Origin of the sequence: Paenibacillus sp. FSL K6-1330 (assembly GCF_037976825.1) — a bacterium.
GTDB lineage: Bacteria > Bacillota > Bacilli > Paenibacillales > Paenibacillaceae > Paenibacillus_AQ.
Window position 1 is genome coordinate 4,747,465 of record NZ_CP150269.1, and the last position, 25,861, is coordinate 4,773,325.

Below are 25,861 nucleotides of genomic sequence, written 5' to 3' on the forward strand. Positions count from 1 at the left end.
TTGAATAATCAATCATATTCTGAAATTTTTGAAGAGATTGACCTTGATGAATTTGATGTAGCTGGCGCAGGAAAGCTTCCACCGGAGACATGTGCTTACCTATGGTCCATGTGCATATTATATCCCCAAGGTTGCACTAATCCATGTGTCCTTTTTTCTGAAGGGTGCACGTAAAAATGAAAGCGCCCCCAAAATAGGGGGCGTCTTTATCTTTGGAGGATTCTAAGTGAAACATTTTAACCATGTAAAACAATTGGATCAATCTGATTGCGGTGCGGCATGCGCTCTCAATGTCCTCAATTATTATGGTATTGATATGAATTTTGATTATCTGAGAGATTTGCTTAATACTACAAAAAAAGGTACAACTGCAAGTAATATTGTTAGGGGATTCATTAAACTTGATTTTGATTCTAAACTTATTAAAATTAAAAATTTGACTAATAACATTTTCGACAAAATTTCTTATCCAACAATAGCTCTTACCATGATTGAAAATTCAAACCACTATCAAGTACTACATGGTTTGTTTAGAAATAAATTAATAGTTAGTGATCCGTTAAATGATTCAATTAAAAAAGTACCTATCGAAAAGTTCATTGAATATTTTACTGGATATTTAATTTTGGTTGAGCCTAACTTTAAATATAATACACCTACTAAAATCAAAAAATATAAATTTTTGAATAAAACTCTAAAGATATGCTTCGAATATAAATTTATTCTTTTATCAGCTTTAATAGTATCAATTCTCGTTGCTGGTCTTTCCATTATAAACTCCTATTTCTACAGAATTGCTTTTGATATGGCAATACCTGAAAATAATGCTTATTTCCTTTCGCAACTTGTTTTGGTTTTCTTTATTTTTATTTTATTTAAAAATATATTTGAATATACTCGCACATCCTTGGTCTCGCTTTTGAGTAAAAGAATTGATCAATCTCTTTCAAGCAAATACTTGGAACACTTATTTCAATTACCCTTAAATTTTTTTAATAATAGAGAAAGTGGCGACATATTAACAAGATTCAATGATTCTTCTAATTTAAGGAATTTTATTAGTACTACATTTATATCAACAATAATTGACTTATTTATGATAATCATGACAAGCATTGTCCTTTTTTATGAAAATAAACAATTATTTATAATAACTATTTTACCGGTTATCATTTATATTGCGCTCTGGACTCTTTTTAATTCTAAACTTCAATCTATGGAAAAACAGTCATTAGAACAATATTCAAAATTATCAAGTGAAATTATCCAATCCTTAGGCGGTATTGAGGTTATTAATTGTTTAGAAAAGCAATCATTTATCAGCACTAAATTAAAATCCAGCTTTAAAAAATTTCTTATGAAAAGCTATGGTTTTGTTTATTTTACAAACCTAAACACCTTTTTATCTAGAACAGTCCAATCAATATTTAGTTTATTAGTACTATGGATTGGTGTGCAACAAATTATAAATGATGAGTCGAGTATTGGACAATTATTAACTTTTACAACATTATCAACTTATTTTATAACTGCTGTTGAACGAATAGTTACATCTCAACCTGAAATTATAAAATCAATTGTCGCAACAAAACGTTTTTTTCAATATCTAGACTATCCAGTAGAAGAAAAAAGTAATCAAAATTCATTAAATAACGTCAACAAAATAGAATTAAAGAACTTTACATTTTCTTATGAAATAAACAATGTAATTATCGATAATCTTAGTTTAACTATTAAAAGAAATGAAAAAATTGCATTTATTGGTGAAAGTGGGTCTGGCAAGACAACATTAGCAAAAATTTTAACAGGGCTAATACCATGTGAAAAAGGAAGAATATTTATAAACGATATAGATATTACTGAAATTGATAAAAAAGATTTATTAAAAAAAATATTATATATATCCCAAGAGCCGTTTCTATTTAAAGGAACAATTAAAGAAAACTTGTGCATGGGCCAAGAATTCTCAGATTATGACATCGAAAAATCCTGTTCTTTAGCTTCAATTCTTGAAGAAATCAATTCGTTTGAAAATGGATTTAACTACTATCTTCAAGAAAACGCTCAGAATCTATCTTTTGGACAAAGGCAAAGAATATCACTTGCAAGAGCACTCTTGCATAAAACTGATGTATTAATTTTTGATGAAGTAACAAGTAATTTAGATCATGCCACTAGTCATGCAATTATGAGTAACTTAAACGAAATAGATTGTACAAAGATATTCATAACTCATAAGTTAGAAGAAAATAATTATTACGATAAAATAATTGATATTAAAAACAGTATTTTAATTAATAATTCAGATAAGGAGCATGTTTTTATATGACAAAGAAGGTACTGTTTCTTATAACTTCCGTAGCTATAGTTTTATTAATCTCTTCTTACATTCTGAAAACCATAAAAGGAGATGAGCCCTTATACAATAATATAGATCTATCTGAACTCCAACAGAAAATCGAAAATAATGAAGATTTCATAATTTATATCTATGGGAATTCTTGCAGAGCATGTCAAAATTTCAAACCTATTATCAATCGCGTTATTACAACTCAGAAAATAAATCTTTTAGCTTTAAATGTTGATGAAGAGAAAAATAGAAATATAAATTTTTTAAAGGAAAATTCAATCTCCAAAACGCCAACTCTTCTTAATTATAAAAAAGGGGGAATCCACAAAAAAATGGAAGGTATAATTTCCGAGAAAGAATTTGAAGATTTCCTGAACTAAGATCTTTTTAAGAATCTTGAAAAATATATAAAGAAGGATTAGGAAAATTTATGACAATTGACGAATTATTATATCTTTTTAACAATAAAAAAGAGCTAACTCTAAAAGATAATTTCATCGGCAAAATCATTAAAGAGTTAGCTTATATTAATTGTAATATTAATTATGAATTTATTGATGAAATAAATAGGGAATTCTCACATCAGCAATATTATAAAAATACTGAACCGAAAATAAGTGCTTGTATTTTAACTTTAAATGAATCACGAACTATAGATCGATGCATTAATAGTATCAAGGAAGATGTTGATGAAATCATAGTTGTTGACTCAGGGTCAACTGATAACACTCTAAAAATAATTAATGAAAGATTCACCAATGCTATTGTAATAAAAGAGCAATGGAATGATGACTTTTCTTTACTAAGAAATAAAGCTGTTGAATATACAACAAACGATTGGATTTTCTTCATAGATGCAGATGAATATATAGATGATCAAAGTAAAGGGAAAATTAAAAAAATAGTTAATTTCTTACAACCCTTAGATTGTCAACCTTATTATATCAGTCCATACATCAAAGATCATAATGGCGATCAGTATACTAATACAAAAAGAATATTTAATAAAAAATTTAAATTGTATTATCGAGGAAGAGTCCATGAAGAACTTTTTCATGATAATTACGAATTTATAACGGATATTGGAATTAATGTGATAATGCATCATGATGGATATAAAAAAGAAGTGATGAAAAATAAAGATAAGATCCTTAGAAATCTTCAGCTCATTGAACTAATGCTAAAAGAAGAACCATTAAATATAAAATGGAAGTTCTATTTCGCTAAAAATCTATTAAATCAATCATCAGAAAGCAGCAAAATTAAAGCAGAAAAAATTCTAACTACTATAATAGATTCATCGAGAGTAGAAGATCCTTATTTCTTAAAATCGTTTATTTTGCTATGTCAAGTCTATATAAGCAAATCCGATTTATCTAAACTAAAAGAATCTATTCATTATATTAAATCAAATAAAGTACCTGTTCCTCAATTTGATCTTGCATATTTGGAAATGGTATTTACACTAATGGCATTTCAGTCAAAACTATCCTATATGTCAACGGCAATTGAACCTATGATCGCTGAAATAAACAATAGTTACATAAGTTCAAATAATAATCATATCAAAAATGTTATTTCGATAATTGGATTTTTCACAGGTGATTTCGATAAATATTTTAAATATCTCCCTGATACGGATAACTTATATGAGTTCAATTCTCGAATACTATTAGATAAATTAAATGACTCTTTAAGAAAAAATCATAAGTAGGAGCTTATCATGATTATGATAAAATTAAATACAAGATTATTCCTTTTATGGTTTGTATCACTCAGTGCTATATCCGGTAGTATAATTTTTCAGCTTATAGGTTTTTCGCCATGTTCTCTCTGTTGGATTCAGAGAATTTGTATGTTCTGTATCTTTATTTTATCTTCTTTTTTACACTTCAACTATAGGGAAATTATAATACGACTAACCAAAATTTTTACATTTGCAGGCCTCTTTTTTTCATCGGTTCATGTTATTTATGAGAAAACAAATATCAATTCTACTTTCTGTTTGATTGGAAATTCGTGCGCCGAAGGATACATCAATTTTCTAGGATTCATCAGTATTCCAGTTCTTTCATTTATGTCGTTTGTATTAATTCTTCTTTTATTGCCAAATATAAAAAAATAAAGAAGCCTTAGTTAAAGAGACCCTAACCTCTTTTTAGGGTTAAATAATAACCCTAACTCTAATGAGGTAATTCTCACCAATAATTTAAATATGAATACAACAAAAAGAAGCAGACCTTTATCGGCCTGCTTCTTTTTGTTGTTCCTTTATTTTTTCATAATGTCCTTGATCTCGTCCTTCAGCTGCTCGGACTGTGGTCCAAATACGATCTGGACCGCACCTTTGCCCAATCTCATGACTCCGGAAGCACCTAGCGTTTTGAGAGCAGCGTCATTTACTGCTTTATCGTCCTTAACAACCAGACGAAGGCGTGTGATACAAGCATCGACGCTGACAATGTTATCTTCTCCGCCGATGTTGGAGAGAACCTTCGCTGCTTTCGTATCACCGCTTGACGCTGGACCGTCAGCAACCTCATTAATTTCAGTCTCTTCGCTTTCGTCCTCACGGCCCGGTGTTTTCAGGTTCAGCTTCACGATCAGTATTCTGAACAACAGATAATACACCACCGCAAAAGCAAGACCAACTGGAATGAGCAGGAGCGGGTTCGTGGACAGCGGATAGTTAATCAAATAGTCGATCAGTCCCGCTGAGAAACCGAATCCGAGCTTCACGTCAAGCGCATACATGATAAACCCTGAGACACCTGCCAGGACGGCGTGAATAATGTAGAGTACAGGAGCTACGAACATGAATGCAAATTCGAGGGGTTCCGTGATCCCTGTCAGGAACGAAGCAACCGCCGTTCCGATAAAGATGGAAGCAACCATCTGGCGTTTTTCCTTTTTCGCTGTATGAATGATCGCCAGCGCGGCTGCTGGAAGCCCGAACATCATAATTGGGAAGAAGCCTGTCATGAACATGCCCGCTGTTTTATCACCGGCAAAGAATCGATACAAGTCACCGTGAATGACTTTGCCTGCAGCATCCGTGAAGTCCCCGATCTGGAACCAGACGATGGAGTTAATAATATGGTGAAGCCCGAATGGTACAATCAAACGGTTTGCAAGTATGTGGATCGCACTTCCTATGCCTCCGAGCCCAACGATCCAGCGGCCGAATGTATCCAGCACTTCCTGAACAGGACCCCAAATAATACCGAATACAATACCCAGTACAACCATGGTTATCGCGGTAACCATCGGAACAAAGCGTTTGCCGCCGAAGAAGCCTAGCCAATCCGGTAGCTTGATGTTATGGTACTTGTTGTAGAGGAATGCAGAGATCATACCAACAATGATACCGCCCAGTACGCCCATATTCAGTTCTGCATCCGGGCTCATGATGGTTGAGAAAGCTGTCGGTACTTTGCTCAATACATTCATCAGAATAATATGCCCGATGACGGCTGATAACGCCGCTACCGCGTCCCCTGCCAATCCAATGGCAACGCCCACCGCAAATATCAATGGCAGATTATCAAATATCGTGGTTCCCCCTGCATCCAGGAATGGAGCAATGTAATGATTCAGGAACCAGCCTACCTTATCACCCAGGTGGAAATCTTTGACATAATCGATGTTCCCGAATCTCATCAGGATGGCCGCTGCAGGCAATGTTGCTACAGGCAGCATGAGTGACTTACCGATTTTTTGTAAAAATGCCAACATGTGATTCAATCCCTTCAACTTCATTTTTTTTCGACTTGGAATCGTTTACATCTCCAGCCATTTTAATTGCACACCAGCAGTGCTACCCCTGAACCGAAACTAACTTCTCATCCTCACTTTCTTGAGGGAAAACGTAGCTGTGTACCGACGTGGACAAGCAAAAAAGCCAAGGACAATAGTCTACTTAATATAGACCAATTATCCTTGGCTCATGCCCACTAATGCGGTAACACGCCGTTCTCATATTCATTTATGCTGTTATCTTAATTCACGACTTCCTGTTTTGTCAATAACCAATAATTCAATCAATCGCCTATGGAATTGAATTATTTCAATTCTATGGTCAAGACAGGATCCTGGCCGGACACGACATTACCCGTCTGACCATCAACCTTGGAAGCTACCTCATCGGCATTGGTCACAATAACCGGGGTAATCGTCGGATAACCTGCGGCTTGGATTGCAGCCATGTCGAATTCGATGAGCGTCTGACCCGACTTCACCTGATCACCCGCTTGAACATGGCTTGTGAAACCTTCGCCTTTCAAGCCAACTGTATTAATCCCGATGTGGAATAAATATTGCAGACCAGTCGCCGGATCCTCCAGCATCACGGCATGTTTGGACTTGATGACATGCGCAACCGTCCCGTCAAATGGCGCAATTAATTTGCCCTCGGAAGGCTCGATGGCTATGCCTTTGCCCATATGACCAGCAGCAAATGCCTCATCGGGCACTTGCGATAAAGGCACAGCTGTACCTGACAAAGGTGCTGTGAGTTGAATAGCAGTAGCTGTTTTTTTCTTTTTCCAACGATCAAACATGTTAAGATTCCTCCCTGGGTTGATTCTTTTGTTGTAGTCGCCCTGTAAAAAGCCGATATAGATGCATCGCTAGAAAGCAAACCTCCGCTTCAGGTACTTTCTTGCCGAGTTCTTTCTCCATCATGCCTGCAAGGCGCGTAGCCAGACCATATTCATTCGTGAACTTGGAGCGGATCTGGTCCGCAAATGGATTATCCACATGGATTTCTTGATTCAACATACGGTCTACCGAGAACCTCAAATGCATCAGAAGACGGACGTAATCCATGCTTCCCCGGTCAAAAGCGACCTGTCGTTCCTCTTCTATATACCTTACCAGGTTTCCCACCACATTCGATGCCTTGACCAGATGGCCTACGGGCACATGGCTGACGGCCGAATACACATGGTAGGTTAAGAAGCCGATCTCATCCTCCGGAACATCGATATCGAAGGCCTGGCCGATCAAAACCGCTGCCTTGGCTGCGATATCATATTCTTTTGGGAAGCTGATCCGGGTTTCTTCAAGGAAAGGATTAATAATATCCATGTCTTTACGGATTCTGTATATCGTAAACTGGATATGGCTTGGAAGTGCCAGGTACACCTTGTCATTTAGTGTGCCCGGAAATTCCTGTCCAATGAGATTGAGTATCTGATCTGTAATCTCCATCACCAGTGGATCAAATTCTTCCAGCAGATGGTGAGCTTGACTCCACTGCTCCCGATCCTCCAGCCTGAAGAGTTTCTCAATCCGCTTGTCGTCCGAAGCGATCGTTCCGCCTGCTTTGGCGCCGAAGCCAATCCCTTTACCCAGGATGACGTATTCCGATTCTTTCTTACCGCCGGTAACCATCACGACATTGTTACCAATAACACGTACGACTGTAAACAACTCGATCCCGCTCATAAACTTCCCCCTTTCCTTTAAGTTTAATCAGAGAAACGGCGAAGGATTCATATCCGAAAAAATGCTCATATCAATCCCCAAAACATTAAAAAAGCCAAGAAAAGACCCCATGTGAAAGCTGTCTCTTCTTGGCTCATGCCCTCTTAAGGTAACACGCCGTCTTATGTTCCTGCTATGAGTCCATCATAAAACAATTGGCTCGCATTCGTCAACATACGACATTATGACAATATTCGAAGCTGCCGCCACAGGTAAATATACGATCGCTTCCCTTAATTCCCAATCCATTTCTGAAGCGTATGAATCACTTCTTGGATATGAATGGGTTTGTGCAAATATCCATTCGCGCCGTCTGCAAGAAACTGATCCGTATCCCTCATTGTGTTGGAGCTCATCACGATAATAGGAAGCTCCGCCCATTCCGGGTTCTCGCGAATCCGCTTCATCGTTTCGACTCCGTCCATTTCCGGCATGACCATATCCAGCAGCACCGCATCGATGGTTTGATGTTTGTATAACATCTCCAAGCATTCGAATCCGTTCTGGGCTGTATGCACGGTCATTTGGAGTTTCTCCAGCACATTGGTCAAACCGTACACATTCCGAATATCATCATCTACAATCAATACGGTTTTGTGCTCCAATCGGCTAGATACTTCCATGTCGAACGCCTCCATTCGGAGATCACTCCAACTGGCGTTGCTCGAAGTGGCAGCCGCTTCAGGGAGCATAAACAGACTTTCGCTGGTGCCATATTCCGTAACAAGCGGTAAATATAAAACAAACGTGCTCCCGATTCCTTCCTCGCTCTCCACGGTAATATACCCACCAAGCAATTTCGCCAAATGCAGCGATATGGATAAGCCGAGACCTGTCCCCCCAAACTTTCTGGCTGTAGCCTCTTCGCCTTGCTGGAACGCTTCGAAGATCGGTTGAAGATGCTCTGCTGCAATCCCGATGCCGGTATCTTCAACGAAAAAAGCAATGACGTCGCCACTGATCACAAAATCCGAGGTCACAATCGAATTCATCTTCTTCACCCGTAGTTTAACACTGCCGCTCTCGGTAAACTTAATTGCATTCGAGAGCAAATTACGCAAAATTTGATGGAGCCGCATCCCATCACTGTACATCAGATCAGGCAAGTCGTCGGCCATCTCAATATCAAATTCCAGATTTTTGGATTCTGCGCTTTTGGAGAAATAACCTTCCATCAGTTCTGGCAGCTCCGTCAAATTTACCAAGTCCATTTCGATTTGCATCTTTCCGGCCTCGACCTTGGACAGATCCAGAATATCATTGATTAAATTAAGCAATTCACTGCCTGAATTATGGATGACAGAAGCGTAATGCTGTTCTTCCTCCGTCAGGTTCCCCTGCTTGTTCTCAGCCAAAATCTGGGAAAGAATTAACATGCTGTTCAGTGGTGTCCGCAGCTCATGGGACATATTGGCCAGAAATTGAGACTTGTACTTCGAACTCTTCTCCAGCTCTTTCGCGTATTTTTCCAATTCGCTGGCTGCGATTAATGCGGCCTCCTTCTGGGCCCCCAATCGCTCGTTCAGCATATGCATTTCCACAGAATGGGTTTGCAGCTCCTCGGTCTGCGCCTGTAGTTCTTCGGTTTGACTCTGAAGCTCCTCATTCAGCGTTTGGGATTCATGATACAATTGCTGGATTTCCATTTTACTCTGGATCGAGTTCAATGTTACCCCAAGCTGAAAATTCAGTTGTTCGATCAACTGAACTTCCAGGTCATCGAAAGGCTTGAACTTGGCCAATTCAATGACACCAAGAACTTGTCCTTCAAACATAACGGGCGCTAGCAGCAGCGTGGTTGGCTCAGCATCACCCAGCCCCGATTCAATCCGCACATAGTTAGGTGGTATATCGTCCAGAATAATCATTCGCTGCTCCAGCATACATTGTCCCACCAAACCTTCGCCTGGCAGGAAACGATCTCTGACCTTGTTCCAAGGCTCACCATCCGGATCGGCAAAAGCAGCTGCCTTTACCAGTTCCGATCCACCCCGGTTAATAAAAACGGCACCGTACGGCAGTTTCATGATCAAAGCCAGCTTATGAATGAAAAACTGTACGGCCGTTTCCACACGATCTGACGATTGAAGAAGCGTCGACATAACCGAAATGTGATCCTTAGCCCAGTTCTGTCTGCCGACCTGTGCAAGGAGTTCGTTGGTTGTGTCCGCCAACTGGCGGACCTCATCATTGGATCGCACATGAATCCGTTGGGAGAGGTTACCACCTCTGACAATATCGGAGATGATATGAGTTACCTGCGTGATCGGCTTTACAATGCTCTTCGATATCACCCAAGCTCCACATATGGTAATCAGCGCTGCCCCAGCCCAAAGGAGATACATCGTATACAATAAATGGGTGTTGCTTTCTTTCATCTCTTCAATCCTGCTGGTTGTCAGCTCGCGTTCCTTGCTTCTAAACGAGAGGAACAGCTCATGAATGGAGTTCATGGCTTGCTGGCCGGGATCATTAATAAAGAAATGAAGGGCCTCCTCATCCTGCCCTAGCTGCTTCAATTGAACGGCAGGCTGACCGGCGTTGGTAATCCACTCCTTGATATTCTCCTTAATATTCTCCAGATGATTGGCTTGCTCCGAATTATCGCTAACAAGCTTGTACAGCTTGTTATAGTTAATCTGCCAAGACGACAGCGCTTGGTTGAAAGGTTCCAGGTAGGTATCATCCCCCGTTATCACATAACCCCTCTGACCCGTTTCCATTTCAAGTAAATTCTTCTCGATTTCGTGCGTGAGATTATGTACTTCGATATCATGCTTCTCTATAAAATCCGCCTCTTCCTGCAGAGAAGAGATGCGGTCTGATACAATCCAGAGAAAAGCTCCAAGACATAATAATATCATTAAATATCCAACTACAATCTTGCTGCGGATGTTGAATTTCAGGTTGTTAGACAAATGGCTAACCTCCCTTGTCATCTATCAGTCTAAGTCTGCTCCTATTCTCATAGTAATTGTTATGAAAATGGTTTACAAGCAAAACCAGTTTTGATGACATCAATGATTCTTTAGTCGTAGGCAGTCAGATTTATAAACGTATGAGCATATATTATAGAGGAACACGCTTGTACAACATAATAGGATCTCAATCTCAAAAAGGAGGAGTAACTCGTATGATAACCTTTAAAGCGCTTGCGGGGATCCTGCATTGACGAGGCATGTTTATCATTCCAGGCAACAGGCTGAGCGTATAACCGGCCTCGGAGTTGCGAATGTGTCGTCACTGGGGCTGCCCCTTCTGCAAGGTATGATGATGTCAGAAATTCACCTTGAACGAGGTAAGGGCCTCTCTCCCCATAGCCACCCGGACACGGACGAATTGTGCTATGTCATTCAGGGAGAAATCAGCTATTCCCTGATTGATCCGGATACTCATCAGAAACTCGTATATCAGATCGTACCCGGTCAGGTGGTACACGCCCCTATTGATTGGTGTCACTGGATAACAGCGCTAACCCCTGGAACGATCTTGCTATTGGTCTATAACACTGAGCGTCCACACCAAATGGACATTGCACCGGTCTGGGCTTATACGCTCATGGGAGCAGAAGCGTTGCCATGCGATGATACGAACAAGAAACCTCTCTCGGAGGCGCTCATTACACCCGTCCCGCTAAATAAAAAGATGGAGAGTCACGCCTCGGATAAGCCTCTGCCTGCGCCACCCTTACTCATAATCGGGCACCCAAACAACAAAACCACACGCAGCCGGTGATCGGCCAAGTGTGGTTATTGTTATTGGGACGCTTCTTATGTAATGATTTCGCTCGCAACGATATTGCATCAATCAATATAAAATCTTTGTTCAGGGCGAATCTGCTTCTTAAGGGTATGCAAGTCGGCCTCCAGCTTCGCCACCGTCTCTTCAATCTCTTCCGGGTTCAGTGCCGGGCGTTCTGCCTCTGGCTTAACGCCAGCCCTGAGATCGCGAATGGTGATTTGCTGCTCCTGCCATTTATCCATAAGATCGGAGATGGTGGCATAAAACCGCTCATAATCTTGAATCACTTCGTCCAGAAAGGAATCCACTTCCTCCTGATCATAACCCCGTAGTTTATTCGAAAAATTCTTTTCATGGATAGACAAAGCGTCCAGTTGAATGCCTAGTTGCTTAAATAGCTTTTTCTGTTTATCCAATCGGCGTTTCATGTGTTCATCCATAATGATTTACCTCCAAATATTGGCGCAGCCCTACTTTTTTAGCCTTCTCTCTCTATCTTTGTTTATATCACATTAAGCACTGGGATTAAAACACTCCAGGGCTTTTTTGGAGAATGTTCCAAAAACGATGGGCTGCCATTCCCACAATTCATGTGATTGTTACCAATCCATTTCGGGTATTGATTTTACATAAGAAGCTTTATTGTGTACTTAGCGAAAGAGAGGAGCGACTTATCTATGACAACGATGACAAAACAACAATACAGTGAACTTAAACGACGGTTGCTCAGTGATAAAGAACGATTGGAAGAGCAATTGGAGTCCCGCGATGAAACCAATAGGGATCATTCCCTTCGGGACTCTACGGGAGAGCTGAGCTCAGCCGATAATCATCCCGCAGACATAGGGACCGAGGTTTTCGAACGCGGACGGGACCTGGCCATTCAGGAAACGCTCGATCATGAATTGGAGCAGATTATGTCTGCCTTGCAGCGAATGGACCAGGGCGAATACGGGACCTGTGCCGAGTGCGGCCTAGAAATTCCATACGAGCGGCTTGAAGCGTTGCCTTATACGGCCTATTGTCTCGAACATACGCCGCGGAAAGAGATCAACGACAACCGGCCGGTTGAAGAGGATGTCATGACCCCGCCCCCTTCCGGAGCTGGCGTCAACCGCCAAGCGGCCGACGGTAAATTTGATGACGCCGGCGCGTGGGACGCCGTGGAAGATTACGGAACGTCCACCTCTCCCGGCATGTCCATTAAACCTGGACAAGACGATTATAAGAAAAAGGTATGAACCGATCCAGTTAAATAGAAGGGAAAGCTGGTACCTGTACGTTAGGTACCAGCTTGTTTTCCGTGATCAAGTTTCTTTATGAGTCCGAACATTCGAAGCAAAAAACTCATATTCGTCGTAACCTTCACCGCGTTTCTTTTTATAGGGGGTCAACATTTTATCCAGTTCAACAAAAAATTCACGCGCTTCTTCCTCGCTCATATACAAGGTTGTATTGGTCAACATGGACGTCGTTTCGCCCTCTTGACTCATATTTTTGAAGAAACGGTCTCTATTCTGGTCAAACAACTCCGATAATAGTTTGTTCGTCTCGGTTCGAATTAATTCCTTGATCACCGGCTCCTCGGAATTTGCTCCGCGTTTGATCTTTACCGTCCCGACAAAAGGTTCATAATACTTAGCAATGATGCCGTTGATCTCTTTCGTGGAAACGATCTTGACCATTCCGATTCGCTCCAGTTTCTTCATATGATAATGAACTTTAGCAGGCACATCCCCGATATTGTCCGCGACTTCCTTTACTGTTGCCGGACGGTCCATCTTATTCAATACATTCAAAATCTGGAGCCGATATGGATCTGAATATATTTTGATCTCTTCCAGTGTAGTCAGTTCCTTCGTTTCCACACCGTACACCTCAGCTTCATGTTATTTTTCACTTCTTTTCATTATAGGCCGAGAGTATCGAAATTACAAAATGCGAAGGATTTAAATGGCACGGAAACTCTTCTTCCGAATGAGGAATATGACGGGCAGTATCATGACAATTCCCATGATCGAATACAGAATGGGAGGAGAGTAATGCTCCGCTACAACTCCGGTAATCAAGCTTCCCACAGGAATGGCAGCCGTGCACGCCACCGCCATAAGGGCACCTATTCTGCCGAGCATATGCCGAGGCGTTACTTCCATCAGATACGTCGAGATAGGGGCACTAAGTAAAGAGACGGCAAATCCGGCAACAAACATGCAGACCGCCGCAGACTCCACGCGCCATGCCGGCAGATGCCCTGGAATCCCTAACGCAAAATAACCGATTCCGAGCATGATAGACCCTGACATGATCAACGTGCTCTTTTTGAAGCTCTTCCCATAACGTCCAATCCATAACCCGCTGCAAATCATACCGATCAGGAGGCCCGTTCCTAAAACGCTCAGACCTCCGGGTCCTGCACCCAAGGTCTCTTTGACGTAGACCGGCTGCAGTACGTTCAGGGGGGCCAAACAGAAATTATTGATCATGGCAAGCACGGTTGTTATAAGGAGCAGCGTATGCTGCTTCACAAAAAGAAGAGCCTCTTTAATATCGCCGAACACCGTTTTATTCATCTCTGTCTCTGGCCGTGCGGAGGTTTCCTTGGCTTCAGCCTGTTCGGCTGCCTCCGGATTCGGCATAAAAGCGATAATAGCTGCTGCAATTAGAAACGTTATAGCATCAATCAAGATTGTCCCCGAAATTCCGATCAGAGCAATAAGGGCACCGGCGATGGATAAACCGATTAATTCAGCGCTCCGACTTACGGAAGTTGAGAAAGAATTGCCTGCCAGCAGTTTATCCTTGGGAAGCAGCCGGGGGACGATGGAGGTCTCGGCGGGTCTGGAGAAGCATTCCAGAGTTGAATTTAGAAACGTGAACAGGAACAAATGCCAGACTTCAAGAGAACCTACAGCGTACAGTAAGGCCGTTAGCGAAACCACAATACCGCGACTGAGATAGGTTAGTGCCAGGACGAGTTTCTTCGGCCAGCGATCGACATAGGTGCCGGTAAACAAACTGAAAAACAACCCGGGCAGAAAATTAAAGGCGAACAATGTACCCATTAACAGTTCGGAACCTGTGAGCATATAGACCATCCAGCTGTAAGCGATGGAATCCAGGGAATCTCCGAATCGGGTAATAGCCTGGGCAGATAAATAAATCAAGTACGGGCGAATTTTCAAGAGCTGACCAAAGCCTTGCTTTTCCAGAACAGCGGCATTTTGCATGGTTTCTTTCTCCTCTTCGTTAAATGGATAATTACATTAAACTTTTTCAGTCCATTAAAATAATATTTACGTTAAAATTATTTTATCGTTAAGCTTATTTTAATGATTTTGAAGAGGAATGCAATAGGTAAAAAAAAATAAATCGCCATCACGGCGATTTATTGAGTCTAACGATTATTTTGACAGCGTTATCTTCTTTATTTAATAACCACTCGCGATGAGGATCTGGCTGCTTTAAGGCACGCTTCAATGGCTCTGATATTGCTGATGGCATCTTCCGGACCATAAGGGAGCGGCGTTCCGTCCATCACGGCCGCTGCCATCGCATCCGCTTGCAATGCAAAGTGGTTGTAAATCCCTACCTTCTCCTCACGGGATCCCTTGGCCGTATGAACGCAGATCTGGGCCATGTCCTCCATGCGCTCCCATCCAAAGGCAGAAGGAAGCTCAATCCTGCCCTCCGTTCCTGCGATCTCTAAAGAGCATCTGGAATATGTCCACATCCCGCACTCAAATGTAAGTCCCAGTCCATCGTCAAATTCCACCATCCCGTGGACCATCATGTCCACACCGTCATGCTCCTCAGAGAAAAAAGCATGGGCCGTTACAGCCTTGGGTTCCTGACCATAAATCATGCGCGCCGCTGAGATGGGATAGCATCCCACGTCATAGATTGAACCTCCGCCCATATCCTTGCTGTAACGAACATTGCTTTTATCCTCCGCATTGTTGAAGGTAAACGATCCGTGAATTCCGCGCAGCTGGCCGATTTCGCCGCTTTCGATGATTTCGCGAACACGCGCGTGTTTCGGATGATATCGGTACATAAAGGCTTCCGCGAACAGCACGTTGTGTGCTTTAGCAGCCTCAGCCATCTCACGGACATCCGCTTCGGTCAGGGCTGCCGGTTTCTCGCATAAGATGTGCTTGCCGGCCTGCGCCGCTTTGATGGTCCAAGGTTTATGAAGGTGATTCGGTAAAGGAATATATACCGCATCAATGTCGGGGTCTTCCAGGAGCTCGTCATAAGATCCGTAGTATTTCCCGATATGATATCGATCCGCGAGCTCACTTGCTTTGTCTGCATTGCGGCTAGCGACCGCCCCGACTTCACAGCGTTCCGATTTCAATATGCCTGGTATCATTGAATTTCTTGCAATCCGAGCAGTGCTCATAATTCCAAAGCGCAATTTCTTGCTCACGAGGTCATTCCTCCTTTGGCTGCATTCCGTTCAGATGTTTTTTTAAAAATTATCGTTGACCGCTTTATGAAGAATCCCCAAACACCGATCCAAATCTGTTTTAACCTGTTTTTTGTAGAGTTTAGCTTTCTCGGCACCGTCATCAGTAAAATGATAAAGAACGATTTCTTGAAAATCGACCCGCGGATCATTCCCTTTCAGCTGCTTGGTACGGTATAATACACCTTCTTGCACCAACTCATGCAGAGCCCGGTAAATTTCGCTTTGCGGCGGTGAATATCCATGGCTCTTGAATTCTTGCCGCAGTTCTTCCAGCATCTGATATCCATATCCGCGCTGCTGCTCCACCATGGTAATGAGATATACTTTGATAAAAGCACGCTGGGCGATCATAAATGCCATCTGGACGCCTCCTCCTTCACGAGCTACTTGTCCCATAATATACCTAATTATAACCCACAGTTTCCCAGTTTGCACAATAGGAAGCATCCCCCTCTTTTTAAACCAAGAAGGCATAGATTGAAACGTGGTTGGGTCTTGGATGAAGAAGAATGATGCAAGAGAGTCAGTGTTTATACTATTGTGAATTTTTCATATAATGAAATTATATAGTGTTTGGTTTTTCATCTGCTGTTTTTTGGGTGGTTGGTGGATCGAAGGATTGGTTTCATGAAAAAACCCACCCTCGGAGGGTGGGTTTAATTCTTCACATCCCGGTGGATGTGCCGGTGTTTGGACGCGATTTGCCGTATGGGCGAACCCCGCGATTTTTTCTTGCTCCAGCGATTCCGACAAGCCACTTCCCGAACGGCAGCTTGGCTAGCAGGCGAGTGGCACCATAAGCCACGCCCACGCTGATGATCCATGAAGAGAGTATACGAACCAGAGGGTGCATGCTGATCAGCATAGATTCGTCGACTGCATAGCTCATACGTAGTGTTAATAGATGGATCAGGTAAGCACCATACGAATAGAGCCCAATGGAGGTCAGAAGCGCATTCGCTCCCGCTCCGGCATGACGACATATCCAACCAGCCACATCGTACATGACCAATATAGAGCTAATCAGAAAAAGTGCCATCATCGGGCGAAGCAGCGATAAGGAATAGAATGTGATCGCGCCATTCGCGGCGGAACGGATTTCATTAACGGCCTGGATGAGCATCCATCCGAACAAAAATGCGAAGGCGAGCCATATCGCCGGCCGTGCCTTTTGCAGCCATTTTTTCCAAGCGTCATGGTATAATCCGGCCGCCGCCCCCAGCGCAAAATAGAAGAAATAATAGAGTGCATTTCGATCTGCGTAGGTTGTGAACAGCTCACTCCATACCGGGATATTCAGGCTTCCCATCCATTGGCCAATATCATTGATAATTCCTGTTAAACCCACGTACAATAACCCGGATACAATCAATATCGTAAGCTGCGTCTGCCAGCCCCATAGCTTCTTTATTCCTAATATAGCGGAGCGGAACAGCGGGTACAGCAAATAGAATTGAAACAGCATAATGATGTACCAAAAATGCGAGCTCGATTTCCCGGTTAACCATACTTCCCCAAGATACTTCCAATCCTCAATTACAGTGGGATTAAACTTATGATTGATCAATAAAGTAATCAAGGTCCATACCGCAAACGGAACGTAGATATCACCAAAACGCCTCTTGATGAACTTTCCGTAATACAGTTGACCTTTATCGTTATAAAACAGCACCATGCCAGTAATAAAAATAAAGACGGGCACAGCAAATTTCGTCACCATCAGAAGAACTGCCATCATCAAACCATCGCCTGTCGTCATTCCCGGCGCGACAGAATAGTGCGCGATGGAGTGCTGTAAGACTACAGCCAGGAAAGAAATTCCCCGCAAGCGCTCAATTTCCGGTATTCTTTCTTTGGGCATACTGCTCCCCCTTCGTCTGACTTCGTGTGAACACTCCTCATTGTAAGGGACACTGCCCTGAATCGGGTAATCCAATTATTTACTGATCCTGAGGTTAAGGACCCTCGAAGAAGGTCCCCTTGTTATTTACTTCTGCAACTCAGCCACTTGGACTTCTAGATGAACAAGTTTAGCTTTGGGGTACTCCAGACTTTTCTTTGCTTCATCAATCTCTATCTTGACTGTCGTGTGAGACCCACGCCTATGATGATTCCTGCCAATAATGTCGACGCACTGCGTTTGTTCGCATGTGATAATCCGTCATGAGTTTATGTATTATAAAAAGGTTTTCAGATATCAAAAAGAAATACGTCTGTCGATGAACCTTCATAGAAGACAGACCGCGATTGATATCAATATAAAACCCGGTTCCAATGAGAACCGGGTTTGTTTCCTTACAGCAGCGTAGTGCCTCGCGGCGGAAGCATATCGTCCCGATCCAGATCAACCGCACCGGCACGACCCTCGTTTCTATAATCATAATCGCGGAATATATCGTAGATGCCTGTATTTTCTTGATCAGCGTCAACCAGTACCAGAATCCGTCCTTGCTCTATATAGGACTCGTACTCTTTCGCCTCATCTTCCGGGATGCCAAGGCCGATAAAACCACCGACCAGCCCCCCGGCTCCCGCACCCACTGCTGCGCCGGTAAGCGTCGCTGCAATAGGTCCTGCGGCAAGAATCGGACCGATGCCGGGAATAGCCAAAGCCCCAAGTCCTGCCAGCAAACCTGCCGTACCCCCAAGTATGCCGCCTGTTGCTGCGCCTGCAGCTACTCCTTCTGGCGCCATCGTTCCCGTCTGTTCAGCAATCATGTCTGCTTCGCGTTTATCCTTCGCTATAATCGAAATGGCATCATTCGGAATCCCATGCTGCTGAAGCTGCTCGATGGCTTGAGCCGCTTCCTGTTCCGAACGGAATACTCCAACAATTTTCTTCTCCATGATAAACCCTCCTCATCGGTGGTCGTTCATATTTAACATTACCCGACGGAAGGTGAAATTAAACGTGGCGCTGCTCTGTTAAGCCTTGGGCCGGATCCGACGGGTTGCAGTCGCCTCCATGGGATCATCAGGCCAATAATGTTTAGGATATCTTCCCTTTAAGTCTTTTTTCACATCGAAATAGCCGCTGCGCCAGAAACTGGATAGATCCGAGGTTACCTGAACGGGCCTTTGTGCAGGTGACAACAAATGCAAGGTCAACGCAACCCGTCCATTGGCAATTCGCGGAGTATCCTGAAGTCCGAATATTTCCTGCAGGCGAACAGCCAGGAACGGTTGTTCAGGGTCACTGTAGTTAATTGGGATCAAGGACCCGCTCGGTACCCTGATATGAGTTGGCGCTTCCTTCTGAAGCTGCTGCTTTTGCTCCCAGCTCAGCATATGCTCCAAGAGCGTTCCCGGAGCAAGACGTCTCATATCATTTCGATTCCGCAGCCCGTCCAAATAAGGGAGCAGCCACTCCTCCGCCTGATTCATCAGGCCTTCGTCCGAAACATCAGGCCAATTCCCCTCGGGATCATGTCGGAACATAAAAGCCAGCCGCTCTCTCAGCTGCAATGCTGCCTTGCTCCACTGTAACAATCCAAGGCCCTCTTGCCTGATCCCTTGCAGCAAGGCTAGCGCTATTTCCTCTCCAGTTGGATTCGAATAGGCTTGCTCCTTGATCACGATCGCTCCAAGCATCTGCTTTTGTCTCGCCCTGATGCTGCCGGTAGCAGCATCCCATACGACCTCTTTATGCTGTTCCATCTCGCCATGATAATACTTATCGAGCCATAATTCATCCATTTCAGAGGCAAGCTGAATATTCCCGTCCGCGCCTTGATCATCAACTGCAGCGACCACAATATACGGGGCACGGCTCATAGGCTGTACCGACACCAATTTCACACCTCTGCCGCTTCGCATAAGGAACCCGGTTCCTCCCCTGTTCTTTGCGATCCGATCCGGGTAGGCGAATGACAGTAATAGTCCACAGAGGTTCAGATCCCCGCTTACTGTATATGTGATATTTAGCTGTGTATGCAGTTTCCTAATCTCTTGTTTCATCCGCTGTAGTACGGCTTCATTGGACATATCTTGTTCGGCGAACCGCTGCCCACCTTGTTCATACGCGAGAAGCCGCTCCACGCGCGAACGCATATCCTGATCCCTTAAGGCTTCACCTCTGCTCATGATATCACGCTCCTGAAGCAGTACAGCCATTCGGATGGCCAGCGATGCCTCGCCTAGTTCTTGTGCCTTCAGCAGCATGTGGGCCAGCCTTGGATGAAGCCCGAGAAGCGCCATCTCACGGCCATGCTGTGTAATACTGCCCGAATCATCCAAAGCCGACAGCTGCTTCAATAACGTTTGCCCTTGCGTAAGAGCTGGTCGAGGCGGCACATCAAGCCAGGCAAGCTGCTCCGGGTCGCGCGACCCCCATACTGCCAATTCCAAGGCCAGCGGCGTCAGATCGGATTCACGGATCGCCGGAATGGTACTTTCCGGCAGATGGCGATGCTCTTCCTCACTCCATAAGCGATAACATACACCAGCAGATACACGTCCAGCCCTTCCCCTCCTCTGATCCGCGGATGCCCGGGATAACCGTCTCGTAATCAATTGCGGCAGTCCCGTTCTCGACGAGAACACCTCCGTCCGCATATAACCGCTGTCAATAACGGTCATGATCCCCTCAATGGTAATACTGCTCTCGGCAATGCTTGTGGAGAGTACAATTTTACGCCTGCCATTCGAATCGCGTCTAATCGCTTCATCCTGCTTCTCTATGGGAAGTGCGCTGTATAACTCTCGAATGACGACATCTTCCCTTAAACCCATTCTTAATAATTCGTTAGCGGTCCTCCTGATTTCGCGGGCGCCCGGCAAAAATACTAGGATATCGCCTTCCTGTTCGGAGAGTGACCGCATGATGGCACTCGCAGCACCTTTATGTAACTCTTCGAGAGAGAATGAGCGCAAATAGTGAGTAGACACTGGAAAAGCACGCCCTTCACTAACGATGATCGGTGCATCGCCAAGAAGCTTCGCTACTGGTGCGGCCTCAAGGGTAGCAGACATGACGAGCAGCCTTAAGTCTTCCCGCAGCACCGACTGGGATTCCATCGCAAAAGCCAGGCCGGTATCGGCCTGCAAATTTCGTTCATGAAATTCGTCGAATATAATCATACCAATGCCGGTTAATTCCGGATCATCCTGCAGCATGCGCGTCATGATGCCTTCCGTCACAACTTCGATCCGCGTATTCTGCCCGATCTTGCTGTCCATTCGGACGCGATATCCGATCGTCTCACCAACTGCCTCTCCTAAAGAGGATGCCATGTAACTCGCGGCCGAGCGGGCTGCGATCCTTCTGGGCTCCAACATGATGATCCGCTTGCCTTCCAGCCAGGGTTCATTCAGGAATGCTAAGGGCACCTGGGTCGTCTTGCCTGCACCCGGTTCAGCGATCAAAACCGCATGGGTCCCAGTAGATAAAGCCATTTTCAATTGTGGAAGTATTCGGTGAATCGGTAATTCAGTCATGGATACATCTCCGTTATCCTATTAAATATCAATATAATCCCTTAATTATATAAAACACCCGATGTTCGTCAAGGGGAGCTCCTTGTTCGCCACGGCTGGAAAGTATCGATATAATTGCGCTACAATATGAATATCATTCCCAAGTGAACATCAAGATTCATGGAGTCAAGAAGGTGAACTGTATGGAGTTGCATGCCACATTTCGCGGTCGCTTTGCCCCTACGCCATCAGGCAAAATGCACATCGGCAATGCATTGACCGCTTTACTTGGATGGCTGCAAATAAGGAGTATGAACGGCCAATATATACTCCGAATAGAAGATATCGATGTCCAGCGTTCCCGACAGGAGCTTGCCGTCGAGATTATGAGAGATCTGGAATGGCTCGGTTTGGATTGGGATGAAGGTCCTGGTATGGCCGGTGCCTATGGACCTTATCATCAGGCGGCACGCCAAGCGCTGTACGAGCGGGAAATCAGCAAGCTGAAGGAATCGAATAAACTATACCCCTGCTATTGCAGTCGGGCCGATATCACGGCTGCAGCCAGCGCACCGCACGGCATTGCATCGGAAGGCCTCCGCTACCCGGGAACTTGCAGAGATTTAACTCGGGAGGAAGCGGTGCTTAGAGAGCTTCATAAGAAACCTTCACTGCGGATGAAGGTACCGCAAACGATCGTTTCCTTTGTTGATGGCATCGCCGGAGAGCAGTCCTATCGGCTATCCGATGGAGGAGACTTTGTGGTTCGCAGGGCAGACGATATTATCTCATATCAACTTGCGGTAGTCGTGGATGATGCCTTAATGGGCATAACGCATGTACTCCGAGGAGCCGATCTACTGGACTCCACCCCACGTCAGCTTCTGTTATACCAAGCATTAGGCTACCACCCGCCACAGTTTGCGCACACCCCGCTGATGGTGGATGCGGAAGGCAGAAGGCTCGCTAAGAGAACCCGCGGACTTAGCCTCTCATTTCTTCGCGGCCAGGGCCTGATGCCCGAACGCATCATCGGCTGGCTGGCTTGGACCGCCGGCCTTCTGGATCATTTGGAATCCGTTCGCCCTGCGGATCTAATTCCCGTTTTTGACTTATCAAAAGTATCCTCTGCCCCGATAAAACTGACGGATCATGTCAAAAATCAGCTGTTTGAATCCTAAGTACGGCTCACCGAAATAAGGGATTCATTGAGCATTATTCAAATTACGTTCCTTCACATCCCGACAAACAATCAGCGCCAGCACTATCATTCTCGAAAAGAGAAGAAAGGCTGGCGCTGTTCTGTTATTCCTCATGGGTTAATCGTTCCCTGACCTTGGACTCATACTGTGTAAACGCGCTATTACCACTAAGGCCCCGCTGTTCCATCAGCAATTGCAGTCTTAGATGCTTTTCATTCAGCTTGCGTTGAAGCTGCTCCTGCTCACCCTCGTTTTGGGCTGCACCGAGTAGGTCATACAGCTGAACGCATTCCTTGCGAAGTGTAACTTCTTCAGGAACATAACCCGCATTTTTCATGATGCGGTAGGACATTCTCAGATCTTCCGGAATGTGCGAAAGATCGTCGATCGGAAGTTTCTTCCCGGCAAAAGGCAAATGATCGAGCTCTCCGTTACGGATCGCTTCTTCAATCTTCTGCTCAGCCAATCTGGAAAAGATGCTCATTATTATCCAGCCTCCTCCTTTTCCCTTCGTCCTCCTCATCATATAGCAGCGCAGTTTATATTCCAAGTTCTAAATGCAGGGAACCTTTGGGGGTTCAACTGATCTCATTTACAACAGCGATTCGGCTCCATCTATGAATATTTGAGCTCCTGTAATATGTCTCGACTGATCGGAAGCGAGAAACGCCACCAAATCCGCGACCTCTTCAGGCGTACCCGGACCGTCAGACAGCGGCTGGCTCCCCTCCGGATATTCCACCGGAATCACGATCTCCTCCAGATCGCCCTGCTTCTTCGTGCTTTGATCAATGTTGGTAGAAATTGCGCCGGGGCAGATTACATTAACCCTGATCTTGAATTTTGCCAGCTCCAGCGCAGCCATCTTCGCAAAAGCCACCTGTCCCGCTTTGGTTGTGCTGTAAGCGCTCATCCCAAAGTTGGAGAAGGTTCGGGTGCCATTGACGGAGCTGGTAATGATAATGCTGCCCTGTCCCCGTTTCTTGAGGTGCGGAATCGCATATTTGACCGTCAGAAACGTACCGTTCAAATTCACGTTCAGCGTCTTGGTCCATTCCTCCAGCTTCATTTCATCAATTGGCGTCATCACGCCATTAATCCCTGCATTGGCGAATACGATATCCACACCGCCAAAAATCTCCACCGTTTCGAGGACCGCCTTCTCCACCCGGTCAGGATCTGTGGTATCCACGTCAAAAGCTCTGGCGGAACCCTCCCGAATCGAGTTGATCTCCGATTCCGCTTTATTCGTTCGGTCATCCAAGAGATCAAATAAGGCAACGTTTGCGCCTTCCTTCGCCAGGTGAATCGCCGCTGCTTTTCCGATGCCTGATCCGGCTCCGGTAATGATCGCTGTTCTCCCATGAAAACGTCCGTGCACTTCATTCATTATCAACACGCTCCTTTTTATCGTCATCCGTTATGCATTCATCTGTCACAAGATTACCCAAAAGGAGTTGTTTTATAATCATGATTTCTAATTTTTTGCACAAAAAAGCCGGACCCTTGGGTCCGACTCAGCGTTTATCATACCATACTTCTTGGGAACCTACCATACAATCTCCAGAAACGAAGCATCATCTTCCAGACCGTCCGTATGGCGAGCATTCATTAATACTTGCACCTGCTCATCGGGAATCGGCTCCTTCATCGGGTCCAGATCGTTGAGCCCATCGCTGTATAGCTGAAGCCGATATTCGGTCTCCGGGTCTAATTTGCACGAGAACACATGAGGACTGCCTCCGATCGGTCCACTTCGGGAAGACCAGCGTTCCGACGTTCGGAAACGATCTCCGAATACCGAGGTGATCTCGTCTTCCTTGCGCCACAAGCGTACCCTGGAATCACCCTGCCATGCGAGCCACAGCCTTCCTTTGCGACGAAAACCCGAAGAGAGCTCTATGCGACCGCAAATATACATGGCTTCGCTTCCCTTGCGCTGCTTCTCCTCCAGTACTTCACGAAGCAGCTTTGGCGTTTCGGAACTCAGCGAATGCGTCCGCATTTCCCGATCGGCTTCATGGGTGAGTTCCTTCAGTTTGCGTTCAAGCGATGCGCTCGTGAGTTCCTCCACCGTTTCCAGCCAGTTCATTAACCCCTGACCCAGCAGACGTGAAGCCACATCGCCTCGATAACTCAATCCGACACCATCACACAGTACAAAATGGCACACATCTTCATTCATCTTTAACGCAATGAAATCCTGACCCATCTCGGAGAGCATGACAGATTCTGCCGCTCTGCCATACGCATAACGACATGTGAACAAATCTTTAATCTTCGTAATCGGTTCTTCCACGGTCTGCTTGCTCTCGTAATAAAACGACGCTGCTTGAGCCTTCCGCTTACGAATTCCCAACGATTCCATGCTTCTCGTGTATGATCGCTTCATCTTTGTGACCTCTTACCTTACCGGCGTGGCAGCTGACATCTGAAAACCGATGGACACCAGCTCAGAGCAAGTGCCTGGAAGCATCATCAAGGCTCCCGGGCTCAGTTGATAATCCGCCTCAAGCAGCATTTCTCGATAGCTTTCGGGAAGAACGGAAGACATCATTTTAAGTTTGCGCGCATGTTCATCCTCAAGCGATGTATCAGCCAAAATCCCCTTCCATCGGCGCGGTTCGGATATCGGCTGGCTCATCAGATGATCGGAAATGAAAATATTCTCCACGAGCACGTTGCCGTCCGGAACGCTCATGTTCATGATGCGGCGAGCAATTGGTTCCGGATCCTCTCCCGTGGCTACACCGTCCGTCATATGACACACAAGCGGTGCAGGGCAATCCTGCATATTCGGAATCTCCGATTGCAGAATTTTCTCGGCTTGAAGGAACGCTTTCGCCGAATCGGAGAACCGTTTAGGCGTTAAGTCCGGAAGCGATCCGATCGCTGCAATTTCGTCAATGCCCTTGATCCCGTTTAACAGATCATAGACATCATCGCTGTAAGCAAGAATGGCGATCCGGTACCTCGGCGTCAGCCGATTCCCTTTGGTGGAGCGAAACACCATTTGCCGAATGGCCAAGGACAATGCTTCGTATACGACGTCGATCCGCCTGCGGTCCTCCATCAGCATATTCATAGACGCGCTGATATCAATCAGATATATAATGAGCGCTGGCGTGCGCTGTGATGCTTGAATGGTATAGTTCATCGTGAATTAACATTCACCCCTGCATTTTCGTCATGTTT

Annotated in this window: 22 protein-coding genes; 6 read left to right on the forward strand and 16 right to left on the reverse strand. The window is 44.7% G+C overall.

The genetic code is table 11. The annotated features are described in order from the left end of the window. The first annotated feature begins 226 nt into the window (after positions 1 to 226). From NYE54_RS21425 to NYE54_RS21435, 3 genes are read left to right on the forward strand one after another with little or no spacing between them, the layout of a single operon-like run. Positions 227 to 2,329 (forward strand): peptidase domain-containing ABC transporter, encoded by a 2,103-nt coding sequence (locus NYE54_RS21425; RefSeq protein WP_339266092.1) that lies wholly within the window; start codon positions 227 to 229, stop codon positions 2,327 to 2,329. After that, positions 2,326 to 2,730: a thioredoxin family protein gene (locus NYE54_RS21430; RefSeq protein WP_339266094.1), complete on the forward strand. Its 405-nt coding sequence runs from the start codon at positions 2,326 to 2,328 to the stop codon at positions 2,728 to 2,730. The genes NYE54_RS21425 and NYE54_RS21430 overlap by 4 nt, the downstream gene beginning before the upstream one ends. A 50-nt stretch (positions 2,731 to 2,780) precedes the next feature. Continuing rightward, on the forward strand, positions 2,781 to 4,064 hold the full coding sequence (locus NYE54_RS21435) for a glycosyltransferase (protein WP_339266095.1): 1,284 nt from the start codon (positions 2,781 to 2,783) through the stop codon (positions 4,062 to 4,064). Between the two features lie 557 nt (positions 4,065 to 4,621). Here the strand turns inward: NYE54_RS21435 and nagE are convergent. The 4 genes from nagE to NYE54_RS21455 all read right to left on the reverse strand — a co-directional run bounded on the left by nagE (position 4,622) and on the right by NYE54_RS21455 (position 10,755). Then, the gene (nagE, locus tag NYE54_RS21440; protein WP_339266097.1) at positions 4,622 to 6,085 is read right to left on the reverse strand and encodes an N-acetylglucosamine-specific PTS transporter subunit IIBC; all 1,464 of its coding nucleotides are present in this window, start codon (positions 6,083 to 6,085) and stop codon (positions 4,622 to 4,624) included. A 326-nt stretch (positions 6,086 to 6,411) separates the two neighbouring features. Next, the gene (locus NYE54_RS21445; RefSeq protein ID WP_339266099.1) at positions 6,412 to 6,909 is read right to left on the reverse strand and encodes a PTS glucose transporter subunit IIA; all 498 of its coding nucleotides are present in this window, start codon (positions 6,907 to 6,909) and stop codon (positions 6,412 to 6,414) included. A gap of 1 nt (position 6,910) precedes the next feature. Continuing rightward, on the reverse strand, positions 6,911 to 7,798 hold the full coding sequence (locus NYE54_RS21450; RefSeq protein ID WP_339266100.1) for a PRD domain-containing protein: 888 nt from the start codon (positions 7,796 to 7,798) through the stop codon (positions 6,911 to 6,913). 272 nt (positions 7,799 to 8,070) lie between these two features. Then, entirely contained in the window at positions 8,071 to 10,755 is a 2,685-nt protein-coding gene (locus NYE54_RS21455) for a CHASE3 domain-containing protein (RefSeq protein WP_339266102.1), read from the reverse strand. A 250-nt stretch (positions 10,756 to 11,005) separates the two neighbouring features. Here NYE54_RS21455 and NYE54_RS21460 point away from each other — a divergent pair, with 250 nt between their 5' ends. Continuing rightward, positions 11,006 to 11,572, forward strand: a complete 567-nt coding sequence (locus NYE54_RS21460; protein WP_339266103.1) for a cupin domain-containing protein — start codon at positions 11,006 to 11,008, stop codon at positions 11,570 to 11,572. A gap of 68 nt (positions 11,573 to 11,640) precedes the next feature. On the opposite strand, the gene NYE54_RS21465 is transcribed toward NYE54_RS21460, so the two are convergent. Further along, the gene (locus NYE54_RS21465) at positions 11,641 to 12,018 is read right to left on the reverse strand and encodes a DivIVA domain-containing protein (RefSeq protein ID WP_098746829.1); all 378 of its coding nucleotides are present in this window, start codon (positions 12,016 to 12,018) and stop codon (positions 11,641 to 11,643) included. 237 nt (positions 12,019 to 12,255) lie between these two features. On the opposite strand from NYE54_RS21465, the gene NYE54_RS21470 reads away from it, so the two are divergent. Then, positions 12,256 to 12,819: a TraR/DksA C4-type zinc finger protein gene (locus NYE54_RS21470; RefSeq protein WP_339266105.1), complete on the forward strand. Its 564-nt coding sequence runs from the start codon at positions 12,256 to 12,258 to the stop codon at positions 12,817 to 12,819. 66 nt (positions 12,820 to 12,885) lie between these two features. Here NYE54_RS21470 and NYE54_RS21475 read toward each other — a convergent pair whose 3' ends face one another. The 7 genes from NYE54_RS21475 to hrpB form a co-directional block, all read right to left on the reverse strand. Continuing rightward, positions 12,886 to 13,446, reverse strand: a complete 561-nt coding sequence (locus NYE54_RS21475) for a helix-turn-helix domain-containing protein (protein ID WP_076322102.1) — start codon at positions 13,444 to 13,446, stop codon at positions 12,886 to 12,888. Positions 13,447 to 13,527: 81 nt separating this feature from the next. Then, the gene (locus NYE54_RS21480) at positions 13,528 to 14,805 is read right to left on the reverse strand and encodes an MFS transporter (protein ID WP_339266107.1); all 1,278 of its coding nucleotides are present in this window, start codon (positions 14,803 to 14,805) and stop codon (positions 13,528 to 13,530) included. A gap of 197 nt (positions 14,806 to 15,002) precedes the next feature. Then, positions 15,003 to 16,007 (reverse strand): Gfo/Idh/MocA family oxidoreductase, encoded by a 1,005-nt coding sequence (locus tag NYE54_RS21485; protein WP_339266109.1) that lies wholly within the window; start codon positions 16,005 to 16,007, stop codon positions 15,003 to 15,005. A gap of 42 nt (positions 16,008 to 16,049) precedes the next feature. Continuing rightward, positions 16,050 to 16,409 carry a helix-turn-helix transcriptional regulator gene (locus NYE54_RS21490; protein ID WP_071220214.1) on the reverse strand — a complete coding sequence of 120 codons (360 nt, stop codon included), beginning with the start codon at positions 16,407 to 16,409 and terminating at the stop codon, positions 16,050 to 16,052. A 304-nt stretch (positions 16,410 to 16,713) separates the two neighbouring features. Then, positions 16,714 to 17,910, reverse strand: coding sequence for an acyltransferase (locus tag NYE54_RS21495; protein WP_339266111.1), 1,197 nt, complete (start codon positions 17,908 to 17,910; stop codon positions 16,714 to 16,716). A 434-nt stretch (positions 17,911 to 18,344) separates the two neighbouring features. Continuing rightward, positions 18,345 to 18,896, reverse strand: coding sequence for a general stress protein (locus tag NYE54_RS21500; protein ID WP_215153847.1), 552 nt, complete (start codon positions 18,894 to 18,896; stop codon positions 18,345 to 18,347). A 78-nt stretch (positions 18,897 to 18,974) separates the two neighbouring features. Then, on the reverse strand, positions 18,975 to 21,485 hold the full coding sequence (gene hrpB / locus NYE54_RS21505) for an ATP-dependent helicase HrpB (RefSeq protein ID WP_339266114.1): 2,511 nt from the start codon (positions 21,483 to 21,485) through the stop codon (positions 18,975 to 18,977). 182 nt (positions 21,486 to 21,667) lie between these two features. On the opposite strand from hrpB, the gene gluQRS reads away from it, so the two are divergent. After that, a complete protein-coding gene (gene gluQRS / locus NYE54_RS21510; RefSeq protein ID WP_339266116.1) occupies positions 21,668 to 22,645 on the forward strand; it encodes a tRNA glutamyl-Q(34) synthetase GluQRS in 978 nt (325 codons plus the stop codon). A gap of 124 nt (positions 22,646 to 22,769) precedes the next feature. Here the strand turns inward: gluQRS and NYE54_RS21515 are convergent, their stop codons facing one another. The 4 genes from NYE54_RS21515 to NYE54_RS21530 form a co-directional block, all read right to left on the reverse strand. Next, positions 22,770 to 23,150, reverse strand: coding sequence for a DnaJ family domain-containing protein (locus NYE54_RS21515; protein WP_076322109.1), 381 nt, complete (start codon positions 23,148 to 23,150; stop codon positions 22,770 to 22,772). Between the two features lie 108 nt (positions 23,151 to 23,258). After that, a complete protein-coding gene (locus NYE54_RS21520) occupies positions 23,259 to 24,056 on the reverse strand; it encodes an SDR family NAD(P)-dependent oxidoreductase (RefSeq protein WP_339266118.1) in 798 nt (265 codons plus the stop codon). 159 nt (positions 24,057 to 24,215) lie between these two features. Continuing rightward, complete coding sequence (locus NYE54_RS21525) at positions 24,216 to 25,058, reverse strand: hypothetical protein (protein WP_076322111.1); 843 nt, start codon at positions 25,056 to 25,058, stop codon at positions 24,216 to 24,218. Positions 25,059 to 25,070: 12 nt separating this feature from the next. Next, complete coding sequence (locus NYE54_RS21530) at positions 25,071 to 25,823, reverse strand: vWA domain-containing protein (protein ID WP_076322112.1); 753 nt, start codon at positions 25,821 to 25,823, stop codon at positions 25,071 to 25,073. Positions 25,824 to 25,861 lie beyond the last annotated feature (38 nt).

What these genes read in the sequence shown, in the direction of transcription:
- NYE54_RS21480 (WP_339266107.1), bottom strand. Translation starts at nt 14,805, where the DNA reads ATGCAAAATGCCGCTGTTCTGGAAAAGCAAGGCTTTGGTCAGCTCTTG.
- NYE54_RS21495 (WP_339266111.1), bottom strand. Translation starts at nt 17,910, where the DNA reads ATGCCCAAAGAAAGAATACCGGAAATTGAGCGCTTGCGGGGAATTTCT.
- NYE54_RS21490 (WP_071220214.1), bottom strand. Translation starts at nt 16,409, where the DNA reads ATGGCATTTATGATCGCCCAGCGTGCTTTTATCAAAGTATATCTCATT.
- NYE54_RS21430 (WP_339266094.1), top strand. Translation starts at nt 2,326, where the DNA reads ATGACAAAGAAGGTACTGTTTCTTATAACTTCCGTAGCTATAGTTTTA.
- gluQRS (WP_339266116.1), top strand. Translation starts at nt 21,668, where the DNA reads ATGGAGTTGCATGCCACATTTCGCGGTCGCTTTGCCCCTACGCCATCA.
- hrpB (WP_339266114.1), bottom strand. Translation starts at nt 21,485, where the DNA reads ATGACTGAATTACCGATTCACCGAATACTTCCACAATTGAAAATGGCT.
- nagE (WP_339266097.1), bottom strand. Translation starts at nt 6,085, where the DNA reads ATGTTGGCATTTTTACAAAAAATCGGTAAGTCACTCATGCTGCCTGTA.
- NYE54_RS21465 (WP_098746829.1), bottom strand. Translation starts at nt 12,018, where the DNA reads ATGGATGAACACATGAAACGCCGATTGGATAAACAGAAAAAGCTATTT.
- NYE54_RS21500 (WP_215153847.1), bottom strand. Translation starts at nt 18,896, where the DNA reads ATGGAGAAGAAAATTGTTGGAGTATTCCGTTCGGAACAGGAAGCGGCT.
- NYE54_RS21445 (WP_339266099.1), bottom strand. Translation starts at nt 6,909, where the DNA reads ATGTTTGATCGTTGGAAAAAGAAAAAAACAGCTACTGCTATTCAACTC.
- NYE54_RS21435 (WP_339266095.1), top strand. Translation starts at nt 2,781, where the DNA reads ATGACAATTGACGAATTATTATATCTTTTTAACAATAAAAAAGAGCTA.
- NYE54_RS21450 (WP_339266100.1), bottom strand. Translation starts at nt 7,798, where the DNA reads ATGAGCGGGATCGAGTTGTTTACAGTCGTACGTGTTATTGGTAACAAT.
- NYE54_RS21530 (WP_076322112.1), bottom strand. Translation starts at nt 25,823, where the DNA reads ATGAACTATACCATTCAAGCATCACAGCGCACGCCAGCGCTCATTATA.
- NYE54_RS21520 (WP_339266118.1), bottom strand. Translation starts at nt 24,056, where the DNA reads ATGAATGAAGTGCACGGACGTTTTCATGGGAGAACAGCGATCATTACC.
- NYE54_RS21515 (WP_076322109.1), bottom strand. Translation starts at nt 23,150, where the DNA reads ATGAGCATCTTTTCCAGATTGGCTGAGCAGAAGATTGAAGAAGCGATC.
- NYE54_RS21470 (WP_339266105.1), top strand. Translation starts at nt 12,256, where the DNA reads ATGACAACGATGACAAAACAACAATACAGTGAACTTAAACGACGGTTG.
- NYE54_RS21525 (WP_076322111.1), bottom strand. Translation starts at nt 25,058, where the DNA reads ATGAAGCGATCATACACGAGAAGCATGGAATCGTTGGGAATTCGTAAG.